Annotated in this window: 6 protein-coding genes; all 6 read left to right on the forward strand. The window is 38.3% G+C overall.

Annotation, left to right across the window (positions count from 1 at the left end; all coding sequences use genetic code 11):
* The first annotated feature begins 67 nt into the window (after positions 1 to 67).
* Complete coding sequence (locus PSM36_RS10795) at positions 68 to 1,048, forward strand: FecR family protein (protein ID WP_076930902.1); 981 nt, start codon at positions 68 to 70, stop codon at positions 1,046 to 1,048.
* A 177-nt stretch (positions 1,049 to 1,225) separates the two neighbouring features.
* The gene (locus tag PSM36_RS10800) at positions 1,226 to 4,627 is read left to right on the forward strand and encodes a TonB-dependent receptor (protein ID WP_083711020.1); all 3,402 of its coding nucleotides are present in this window, start codon (positions 1,226 to 1,228) and stop codon (positions 4,625 to 4,627) included.
* A 17-nt stretch (positions 4,628 to 4,644) separates the two neighbouring features.
* Positions 4,645 to 6,459, forward strand: a complete 1,815-nt coding sequence (locus tag PSM36_RS10805; RefSeq protein ID WP_076930903.1) for a RagB/SusD family nutrient uptake outer membrane protein — start codon at positions 4,645 to 4,647, stop codon at positions 6,457 to 6,459.
* A 58-nt stretch (positions 6,460 to 6,517) separates the two neighbouring features.
* Entirely contained in the window at positions 6,518 to 7,735 is a 1,218-nt protein-coding gene (locus tag PSM36_RS10810; RefSeq protein WP_076930904.1) for a glycosyltransferase WbsX family protein, read from the forward strand.
* A gap of 47 nt (positions 7,736 to 7,782) precedes the next feature.
* Positions 7,783 to 8,946 (forward strand): glycosyltransferase WbsX family protein, encoded by a 1,164-nt coding sequence (locus PSM36_RS10815; protein ID WP_083711021.1) that lies wholly within the window; start codon positions 7,783 to 7,785, stop codon positions 8,944 to 8,946.
* A 762-nt stretch (positions 8,947 to 9,708) separates the two neighbouring features.
* Entirely contained in the window at positions 9,709 to 12,768 is a 3,060-nt protein-coding gene (locus tag PSM36_RS10820; protein WP_076930905.1) for a SusC/RagA family TonB-linked outer membrane protein, read from the forward strand.
* Positions 12,769 to 12,782 lie beyond the last annotated feature (14 nt).

Genomic DNA, 12,782 nt, shown 5'->3' on the forward strand with positions numbered 1-12,782 from the left:
TTTTTCAATTTTCTCTAAGTAGTGTCGTCATTGTATGCGTCATATTATTATAAAGCATCGTACAACAATGGAAAAAATTGACAATAGTATCCTTCGCTATCTCCACAAAACTTCATCTCCCGAAGAACAGGATTTTTTGTTAAAATGGCTGGAGGAGAGTGAGGTAAACAGGCAATATTTTCGGTCATTGAAAGATGCTCATGATCTTGGAAAGTTAGACATTCATCTTTACAACAGTCAGGTCGATCAACAATGGATAAAATTTGAAAAGCAAATTGTATGCAAAAACAATAAAACAGGTATATCCCGGTATTTCATTCGTGTTATGCGATATGCTGCTGTGTTTATTTTAGGGATCATTTGTTTTCAAGCGATCCATTACATTCACAATCAGGATGAAAAGAAAATATTTAAAACAACAATTATAGAAACCGGAGTTGGCGAACGATCCAAAATAACCCTACCTGACGGATCGAAAATATGGCTCAATGCATGTAGTTCGTTAGCCTATGATAATACATACGGCAACATTGACAGACAAGTCCATATAAAAGGAGAAGGCTATTTTGAGGTGCATACGGATACCCTCAAACCTTTTTTTGTCCATGCGGATAGATTTACCTACAGAGTTACCGGCACATCATTTAATGTCTATTCGTTCGATGATGAGAACGAAACAAGTATCGCTTTACTTGAAGGAGGAGTTACTATTGAATATGAAAATCTTTCGGAACAATTATTACCGGGACAGGAATTCATCTTTAATAAGGAGTCCGGAAAATATACCCTCACAAATGTAGATGTAAACAGACTGTCATCATGGCGTGAAGGTGAGCTGGTATTTGATAATATAACCTTTGAAGAACTGGCCAAACGGTTAGAAAGGAACTTTAATATTCAGTTTGTTTTTGAAAACGATAATGTGCGCAAGCATTCTTTTGGAGGATCATTTCGCAATTACGAATCGGTTGAAACAATTATGAAAGTGATCAGTACAAGCACGCCGGTGAAATATGAAATCCGGGAGAATATTGTATACGTGAAATAATGGGAGATTACTAAAATTCGACTACGAGAATCTAATATTCAACAAATCAAAAACATGGAGGACGGCCTATGAAACATAAAAAATAACTAAAAGAACCGGAAAGAGGTGGCACTCTCTCCGGTCTGCTATCAAACAACAAATAAATTCATTGTTTAATATAATACGCAATACAAAGATATGAAAAAAAACAATTTAGCCAAGAAGATATACCTTCTGGTGCCTAAACAATTATGGCTACAAATGAAGATTACAACCCTACTTATACTCCTTACGACCTTCTGTCTTCAGGCGAATGATTCCTATTCACAAAATGTGAAAGTAAGCCTGGACATACAGAATGCAACAATCACGGAGATTTTTCGTGAGATAGAAAATCGAACTGATTATCGTTTCTTTTATAATAAAACTTTGCTCAACACTGAAAAGCGGGTGAGTGTCAATAGCAACGAGAAAGAAGTCAGCGCTATCCTCGATCAATTGTTAGCGGGTGAAAATGTATCCTATACGATGGTAAACAATTACATCGTTATTACTCCAAAAGAGAACGAGGAGACAAATTCGCCGGGAGTCACTCAGGATAATCGAAAAACGGTAATAGGGATAGTGACAGATGAACAGGGAGAGCCGATTATCGGGGCAAATATAATAGAGAAAGGGACTACTAACGGAACAGTGACAGATATAGATGGAAAGTTCAATATCACAGTTTCAACAGATTCTTCTGTTCTCCTTTTTTCATATATCGGCTATAAAAGCGTGGAAATACCTGTTGGAGAACAAACCACTATTAACGTACAACTACAGGAAGATACCGAAACGTTGGAAGAAGTTGTAGTTGTGGGATATGGGACACAGAAGAAAGTAAATTTGACGGGGGCTGTATCATCGATCGAATCCAAAAGCCTGACAGTTGCTCCCGTAGCTAATACGACAAATGCGCTGGCCGGACGTTTACCAGGTTTGACTGTCATTCAAAATAGTGGTCAACCGGGTGCGGATCGGGCCAGCCTGAATATTCGGGGTTTTGATTCACCATTAGTGATAGTAGATGGTATTGAAGCTGAATTCCATACAATTGATCCCAATATGATAGAGAGTATCTCAGTCCTTAAAGACGGAGCTGCGGCTATTTACGGTTCACGTGCCGGGAACGGTGTCATATTGGTAACTACCAAAAGAGGAGTTCAACAAAAGCCGAGCATTACTTTCAATTCCAACCTTACTTTGCAAGGGGTTACAAGTATGCCCAAACCGACAAATGCAGGACAATATGCCGAATTAGAGCGTGAAAAATGGATCCAATCGGGAAGACCAATAGAACAGGCTCCGTTTACAGAGGAGCAGATACGTAAATATTATGATGGTTCCGATCCCCAATATCCTAACACAAACTGGTATAATGAACTCATCAGAGACTGGGCGCCCCAACAACAATACAACCTCTCAGTCCGCGGTGGAAACGAAGCCGTAAAATATTATGGATTTGTAGGTTATTTAAACCAACAGTCCATGTGGAAACAGAATGGAGGGAACTATAACCGTTACAATCTACAATCGAATATTGACGCTTCTGTCACCAAAAACTTAACTTTTCAACTCGATCTGGCTGCAATCATTGAGGATAAGATCTTCCCAAGCAGGCCACAAAGTGCAGGAGGAGATAATGTATGGCAGGACTTCTGGAATACATTGCCCATTTATCCGGCAACGTTACCTGATCCGACAAAGATTTCTTATGCGGATGGTGGTGGAACAGGAGGAGCTCATGTAACATCCAACCATGAATTAATGGGATATAATAAAGGGGATAATCAAAATTTTAAAGGAACAGGGACTTTGAATTATACATTTCCCGGTATTACCGGTTTATCCGCTAAAGTACTTGTCAATGCCATTGTCAATTATAATAAATCATCTACATTCTCGAAACCTGTACAATATTATCGATACGATATTGCAAGTGATACATACACGCTAGCCGGAGCTTTAGGGAATAAAGCGCAGTTAAGTATCAATCAAAGCAGAAATTCAAGTATTACGACACAAGCTTCCCTGAATTACGACAGAATATTTTCAGATATACATCATCTCACAATACTCGCGTTATTTGAAGGAATTGATTATAAAGGAGATTGGATTTCTGCCAGTCGTGATAACTTTTTATCACCTGCTGTCGAACAATTGTATGCAGGAGATAACAGTACGGCTAAAAATAACGGAAGTGCATCAGAAATGGGAAGAATGAGTTATGTCGGTCGTTTGAATTATTCATATAAAGGTAAGTATCTGTTGGAAGCGACATTGAGAGCAGATGCTTCTGCAAAATTCTCTCCGACAAAAAGATGGGGGTATTTCCCTAGCATTTCTGCCGGGTGGAGGATAAGTGAAGAAAATTTCATGCAGAATGCAGATAATCTGGACAACCTGAAATTAAGAGTAAGCTATGGACAATCTGGAAATGATAATGTAGTAAATTTCCAGTATCTTTCAGGTTACACATTACAGGGTTTTGCAGGTTACCTGATCGGCGACAACCCGCTCAAAGCTATTGCACCTTCAGTGATACCTAACCCGAACTTATCCTGGGAAGAAATAAGAATCATGGGTGCAGGAATTGATTTCTCGTTTTTTCAACGAAAAATATATGGAGAGGCGGATGTTTTTTATCGTGAAAGAACCGGCATACCGGGAACCCGGCAATCTACATTACCTTCCACTTTCGGTGCATCACTACCGCAAGAGAACATTAATAGTTTAGATAACAGAGGATTTGAATTCATGCTAGGCACCTATTTCAATATAAATGATTTTGAATTTGATATATCAGGAAATGTAGCCTACTCAAGAGATAAATGGATTCACTATGAAGAACCGGAATATACCGATCCCGACGAGATAAGACTTAGAAAAGTCTCAGGGAACTGGACAGACCGTTTATTCGGTTATAAGTCAGACAAACTATTCGGAAGTCAGGCGGAAATTGATGCGCTTACCTTCATGCAGGATAATAACAATAATACTTCTTTACGTCCCGGGGATGTACGTTATATAAATACAAACGGTGACGACAGGCTGGATTGGAGAGACCAGATTGAATTAGGAGCAAGATTCCCTCACTGGACAATGGGACTTAATATCAATGCAAGGTATAAAAATTTTGATCTGACAACATTATTCCAGGGTGCTTTCGCCTATTACACGGATGTTTGGCTTTTAAGATCAATCAGGGTTTACTCCGAGGAAGTATACAATTTAAGGTGGACCGAAGAAAAAAATAATACTGATGCTCTGGTACCCAGGATGGGAGGGTCCAGCTTGAATGGTGAGGCTTCCGATTATCGCTACAAAGAGGCCGGTTACCTCCGACTGAAAAGCGCTTCGTTAGGATACAATATCCCAAAAGAATTGTTGAACCAAATCTCCATAGAACAAGCAAGAATATATTTGGCCGGTACAAACTTACTGACCTTCGATCGGTTGAAAAAATATAATATTGATCCTGAAGCTCCCTTTGGAAATGCGGGATATTATTATCCCCAGCAAAGAACGATAAGTTTTGGCATCAATGTATCATTCTAATCTTTAAAATTTAAATTATGAGAAAAATAATTATAGTTATAGTTTCAGGCTTTATCTTGTTTAATTCTTGTGATTATTTGGATAAAGCTCCTTTGGATCTCATTTCAGATAATGACGTATGGAATGATGAAGCGCTGATCGAGGCATACTTATCTAATTCATATTATGAAATGTCTTATTTTGCAAATGAGAGTCCCGGTAACAACTGGGATGGCGATGTCTTCTTTCCTGTATTTGCTATTAACCATGTAAGTGATGAATGTTTATCTCAATGGCGTGACTGGGGGGATGCTCTAAGATGGTATAATTATAAATTCGGTAATCTGAAAATTCAGGGAGGACTCCTCGAATGGTGGGGATACGGCCCTATACGCAGGCTCAATACATTTATAGAAAAGATCCCGGAAACTCCTCTGAGTGATGAATTGAAAAAAACAAGAACAGCTGAAGCCCGCTTTTTAAGAGCGTTCTCCTATTTTGCAATGGTAAAACGGTATGGAGGAGTTCCACTTATTACAAATGCCCAATCTATAGATGATCCGGATGAAGAACTATTCCGGGCAAGAGACAAAGAAGAAACTATATATGATTATATTATAAAAGAAATTGATGAGTTTGCCAATGATCTGCCCGAAACACTTGATAACAGTAATTTGGGGAGACCAAGCAAATATGCAGCATTAGCATTAAAATGTCGGGCTGCATTGTATGCTGGCAGTATTGCACAGTTCGGCAAAGTACAATTAGATGGTGTGGTAGGCATACCTGCTGAAAAAGCGAATTATTATTATGAAATCGCCTATACTGCCGGATCAGAGATTGTAAACAGCGGAAAGCATGCATTGTACAATGTAGATGAAGATAAAGCAACCAATTTCAGGAATTTATTCCTGGTAAAAAATAATTCTGAGGTTATCTTCGCTAAAAGGCATAATAATGTGAATGGCGATCATGGCCAGGGGGGAGGAAACGGTTGGAATGTTGACTTTTTCCAATGTCCACGACCACAAGGATGGAACAGGGGAAATTTGGATGGCCCTTATTTGGAATTGGTGGAAGAATTTGAGTATATCGATGGACGTCCCGGTAAATTAGACAGGGAAGCCATTCAACAGGGATTATGGACTACAGAGGAGTTATGGAAAGACAAAGATCCTCGCTTTTTTGCCACAATTTACACCCAAAATACTCCATGGAAAGGCAATAAAATTGAATATTATAAAGGGATTCTATTACCTGACGGGACTATACAGACAACCGATTCATATGACGGTATTCTTGCGACAGGGGATCAGGATGTCGATGGAACCTGCTTCGGTGTCCTGAAATATCTGGATGAAAGCCATGATAACATGGCCGGAACAAATAGCGCCTGGGCTACCTCAGACCAAGATTGGCAAATCTTCAGGTTAGCGGAGATTTATTTGAATATGTCAGAAGCCGCATTTGAATTGGGTAGAACTCCCGAAGCGTTAGAAGCGATTAATAAAGTGCGGGAACGTGCAGGAATTTCTCTTCTTGCGACTATCGACAGAGAAAAAATCCGTCACGAAAGAAAAGTGGAACTTGCGTTTGAAGGGCACAGATATTGGGACGTGAGAAGGTGGAGAACAGCCACAGACGTTTTGTCCCGCGAATTTTCCGGATTACGTTATGTTTTAGATTACAATAGTTATAAGGCAGGTGAGCCAAAATACAAACTAATTGTTATTGAACAGATTGATGGAGCAGTCAATAAACCTCTTTTCAGAGAAGAAAATTACTACTTACCCATTACTTTAGCAAGGACAGCCAATAATCCTAAATTAGTAGAAAATCCCGGATATCAATAATAATACATAGGTCTGCTCTGCACTAAAATATGCAAAGCAGACCATTAAATAAAAAAAAATGAAAAAATCTACTTTTTTTATTATCCTCTTATTTCTAGTATGTATGTCATGTACAACAAAGAGTAACATACATACTGAGAAAATTACGGTAGCATGCTATTATTTTCCCAATTATCACACACGAGATACTACCGATTTGCGGATTAGTCGTCAACACTTTGACAATTGGTCGGAATGGGAATTGATAAAAAATGCCAAACCTCGATTCGAAGGACATAATCAGCCAAAAATACCCGCTTGGGGTTATACAGACGAAAAAGATCCGAAAGTGATGGAACAAAAAATACGTACCGCCTCAGAGTATGGTATCGATGTGTTTATATTCGACTGGTACACATACGAAGGGCAGCCCTTTTTAAATCGTTGCCTGGATGAAGGTTTTTTGAAAGCGAATAACACCGGTTCTATTCAATTCTCACTTATGTGGGCAAACCACGACTGGATGGAACTATATCCATATACAGCCGGCGATGAGCATGATATTTTGTACGATGGAAAAGTGACCTCTGAAATATTCGACCAGATAGGCAACGATCTTATAGCACAATACTTCACCCAGCCTAATTATTGGTTAATTGACGGTAAAGCTTATTTTTCAATTTATGACATACAAAATTTCATCCATAGTTTTGGCTCTGTGGAAGCAACAGTTAAAGAAATGGATAAACTGAATGAAAAAGCCATTAGAGCCGGACTGAAAGGTATACACTGGAATTTAGTGGCCTGGAGCACTGCTATTTTACCTGGTCAGGATGCTCCGACAAACAATAAGGATTTACTTGAAAGGCTAGGCTTCGATTCAGCCACATCGTATGTATGGATACACCATGCACACTTACCGGAAGTTCAAACCGATTATAATGTAGTAAGAGATCAATATATCAATCATTGGGATAAGGTAAAAAACGAGTACGAAGTACCTTATTATCCCAATGTAACAATGGGATGGGATTCCAGTCCGCGAACCAATCAGGATAAGGAATGGAGTAGCAGCAGGGGGTATGGCTATCCTTATACAAATATAATAAGCAATAACACACCGGAAAATTTCAAGACGGCACTTCAAATGTCTAAAGACAAACTACTATCTGATCCTGATGGTCCTCGTATCCTGAATATCAACTGCTGGAATGAATGGACAGAAGGCAGCTATCTGGAGCCGGACACTGAATATGGATATGGATTTTTGGAAGCTGTAAGGGATGTTTTTAACTAGTTGAGTATTGAAAATTTTGTCGAACAAAAGAAATATAAATTGTGAATATGAGAAAGATTTTTATTCTAACCGTTTTTACGCTTATTTGTATTGGCCTACAAGCCCAAAAGCAAAAGAAATATGATGTGGCCGCATTTCTATATCCGGCTTATGCTGCCGACGATCCCCGTTTACGTCCTTTCTGGCCGCATGGGATCGGTGAATGGGAAACCGTGGCAAATATGCAGGAACGGTATCCCGGACATTACTGGAATAGAAAACCGCTTTGGGGATATATCAATGAAGCTGATCCGACCGTTATGGCTATGGAAATTGACGCTGCTACCAAGCATGGTGTAAATGTATTTATTTTTGATTGGTACTGGTATGACGGTCGTCCGTTTATGGAGACAACGCTCGACAATGGATTCCTGAAGGCTGAAAATGTAGACAAGATGAAGTTCTACCTAATGTGGGCCAATCATGAGGTCGTAAATGTATGGGATACCCGTCTGGCAAATATCGATGAACACAATGTGATTTGGACTGGACAAGTGGATAGAAACGAATTTGAGAAGATATGTAAACGTAATATCGAAAAATATTTCAAGCATCCTCAATATTATAAAATTGACGGCAAGCCTGTTTTCATGATTTATGATGTACCCCAGTTAATTACCGGATTAGGAGGATTGGTCCAAACTATCGATGCGTTGAATTGGTTTAAAGAAGAAACCAAAAGAGCAGGCTTTCCCGGGTTAGACCTGCAACTTACGATGTGGTCTATCAATGTGAATTATAGTGGCGTTGATGGTAGCAGAACTCATGAACCGGATAAGGATTTCGTAAAAAAACTGGGATTTACCAGTTCTACCCATTACCAGTTTGTCCATTTCACAAATGTAAACCGTGATTACATGGAAATCATGGAAGATGTGAAAAAAGAATGGGCGCGTATTGATGCTACTTTTGATCTGATATACTATCCCCATGTGAGCGTAGGATGGGATAACAGTCCTCGTACCGGAAAAAGCGCAGTGGTAAAGAACAATACCCCTGAAAATTTCGAAAAGGCGCTTCGTGATGCAAAAGCCTATGTAGACGCTCATTCAAATCAAGCGCCGCTTATTACAATAAACAGTTGGAATGAATGGACAGAAACAAGCTACCTACAACCCTGTAATGTTTTTGGGTATGGATATCTGGAGGCCGTGAAAAGAGTATTCAAGTAAAAGATAAAAGGGACACATCCCGGCTATTGATGTTAATCAAATCACCGGGATGTGATTTATTCTAATGTTCATCTATCTGTAATAAATACTATTCATCAATTACTGTCAATCATTTTGCATTTCTGCAGGAGTGTATGGAAAGACAGAGCGCCTGTTTATCATTACGAGGAATACAAGGAATGATAGTTTTAACATTAAAAATCATTCTATATAGTTTTAATACCATTTTTTACAGTTATAAACAATATAACTCCCTTTATATTTGCAGCATATTTAAAATGAAAAATCTCTATAGCAAGTAGATAATACCGAATAAAATTTTTTAATAGTGCAGTTTTATTACCGAACACAAATTATTACTGCCCTATTATATAGTATCATGCCGGATTATTTATATAAGGCTAAAAAATAATATGATGCCGTTCAATTGTATTTTTCTCCCCCCAATAATTATCTGTCCTTATCATAGGGATGGAGATATACAATTTTACCCCCCCCCATTAACTTTAGTCAACAAATACAGTATTAGTAATAACAGCATTCTCTTATTGGCAGACGCCAATAAGAGCGAATTCGCATGTCATCTTGTGAGGGATATTTCCACACAAGCAAATGATTATTGCCTGCTAAATATCAAAATGGGATAATGGCAAGGAGGTCTTCATCATGAAAGTAATCACCAATAATTTCCAGAAAACATCAAATAATTCTAAAAAATTATTATCGCTTCGAATTATTAATCTAAACAAATGAAAGAATGAAATGAAAAGAAAAATTGTAAATCTGACGAAAGGGATATTGATCGCATTATCGTGGTCATTCTCCCTATGTATGCTTGCCCAGAACATAACCGTAAGAGGCACGGTTACTGATAACGCGGGAGAAGCATTGATCGGTGTAACAGTGCAGGTGCAGGGAACATCTATTGGTACAATTACCGACATTGACGGTATTTTCACTCTTACAAACGTTCCTCCTAATGCGACATTGGAGGTTTCGTATGTAGGTATGCAAGCACAAGTAGTTGATGTGGCAGGAAGAACATCCATAAATATTACTTTAAGAGAAGACACTGAAATATTGGATGAAATTGTAGTTGTGGGGTATGGAACTCAAAAAAAAGTAAATTTAACAGGGTCTGTCTCGTCAGTTAATTTCGAGGATGTATCATTTCAATCAAGATCTCTTACAAACGTTTCAAGTATGCTATCAGGAGCTTCATCCGGTGTACGTATACAACAAACAAACGGATTACCAAGAGATAATGAAGCAGCTAACATAAATGTCAGAGGGATAGGTTCATTAAATATTAGCTCTGCTCCACTTATTATAGTAGATGGGCAGGTTGCTTCAATTAATTCTGTCAGCCCGAATGATGTGGCATCTGTTTCAATTCTTAAGGATGCTGCATCAGCAGCAATTTATGGTTCAAGAGCATCTAATGGGGTCATTCTGATAACTACTAAGACCGGACAAGATACCGGGGGAAAAATTACTTTTGATTTTAATAGTTACATAGGGAAAAAAACTCCTACCAATGAACCGGATATCATTCATAATACCGTTGAATTTATGGAACTTCAGAATAGGATCTGGCTAAATTCAGGTTCGAATCCAAGGTGGAGCCAAGAGCAAATTGAAGAATATAGAAAAGGTCACGAAGAAGATTCATTTTTATGGCCCTACACAAATCATTTCAAAGATGTAACCAAGGAAAATATCGTACAAAAATATCACTTATCAGCCAGGGGGGGAAGTGACAAGATTAGATTTTATTCTGCCCTGGAGTATTATAATGATAATGGATTGGTTTATAACACAGGTTATAAAAGATTGAATTTCAGAAATAACATTGATTATCAGGTTAACAATTGGTTGAAGTTAGGAAATAGTTTTTCGTATATCAATGGGATTTCAGAACCTGCGTCAGTGACTACTATTTTCCAATGGATGCGCAGTACCATGCCCGGTATGTTTACCCAACATCCGGATGGAAGGTGGGGAGGCGGTGCTTTCCAGGATGGTACGGGAGGTCAAAATAATCCTCGGCAGAATGCTGTACAGGCCAGAGGAGAAACAAAAACAAACCAGATACAAGGAAAGATTTTTGCAGAGCTTACCCCCTTAAAAGGACTAACTGTTACCGGCAGTTACTATAGGGATATTAGTTTAAGCGAATCATGGAGTGGATCTCAGCCGGCTGACAGGTGGAATTTCAGGACTAATGAAGTTGTCTGGGATATGACTTCCGGAGCTGTTCTCAATTTAAATAATTCATATTCCAGAGGTCAAAGAGAGGTTATTGATTTATACGCAAATTACATTGTTTCATTGGGAAATCATAATATTTCGGCATTGGCGGGGTTTAACCAGGAATATTACTATTCTAAGAGCATGAGTGCGTCAAAAAGTGGTTTATTAAGTTATGATATTCCGGTTTTAAATGCTGCTCCCCTAAATCCACAAGCCTCTGGCAGTGCCAGTGATTTTGCAATGAGATCTTTTTTTGGAAGATTATCATACAATTTCTCAGGCAAATACATGCTTGAAACTAACTTACGGTATGACGGGTCATCAAGGTTCTCACCGGATAATCGTTGGGGGTTTTTCCCATCCATTTCAGCCGGGTGGTTCATTTCGGAAGAAGAATTTTGGAGTCCGCTTAATGATGTTGTGGATGCGTTTAAATTAAGAGCCTCTTTTGGCATATTAGGAAATGCAGGTATTGGGAATTATGAATGGCAAAGTTTTTATTCGTCCGCACCATATGCAAAAGATAATTCGATAGTCGCCGGGTTGAGGTATAATACATTCGGAAACGATCGAATTACTTGGGAAAGTACTCAGGTTACTAACATAGGTGCCGACTTCAGGCTATTGAATACAATAAATTTTGATGTCAATTATTATATTAAAAAAACAAGTGATATTCTGACAAATCCGCCAATACCAAATATCCTGGGAGGAATCGGTGCTCCTAGAGTTAACACAGCGGGTGTACAAAACAAAGGATTTGAAGTAGAGGCTAAATATTTAAAGAAGCTTGGAAAGCTCACCGTTGATATAGGAGTCAATTATAGTTATAATCAAAATAAGATTGTAGATTATCAGGGTGATTTAATTGATATTAGAGGAGCTACCGCGTGGACTGAAGGCTATCCGATTGGTGTATTTTATGTTTTGGAGGTTGATCAAATTGTACAGGATCAAAGTATGATTGACAATATGATTAACGATGGTTATACATTTTATCCAAGAACTCCCAGACCAGGAGATTTCCTTTATAAGGACACCAATGGTGATAAATCAATTGATATGGATGACCGTGTTTTGAAGGGTAATCCTATACCAGTCCATCTTTATGGAGGTAATATTGGCTTTGCATATGCAGGTTTCGATCTGAATGCATATTTCAGTGGAGTTGCTAAATGGGACAGATACTTGAATGATGACATTTATAATTTTTACTATATAGATCAATACCAGCTTCCATACGAACATCAGAAAATGTGGTCGGAAGACAACAGGGATACCAATATTCCCAAAATTTATACAAATGATCATATGAATAATCAAAATCATGATGCTTATATTCGTAGTGCAGATTATTTTAAAGTAAGATCTATACAATTTGGGTATACGCTTCCAACAAACTTAATGAATGCGATTAATTTTAACAGTATAAGAGCTTATATCAATGCAGAGAATCCATTCACATTCACTTCTTGGCCATCTTATGACCCTGAAGCTGATGGTGGAACAAATCACCATACCTATCCATTAACTACAACAATTTCGATAGGGTTAAACATTAGTTTTTAATTACTGAATAAAAA

It is taken from the genome of Proteiniphilum saccharofermentans (assembly GCF_900095135.1).
In the GTDB taxonomy this organism is placed as follows: domain Bacteria; phylum Bacteroidota; class Bacteroidia; order Bacteroidales; family Dysgonomonadaceae; genus Proteiniphilum; species Proteiniphilum saccharofermentans.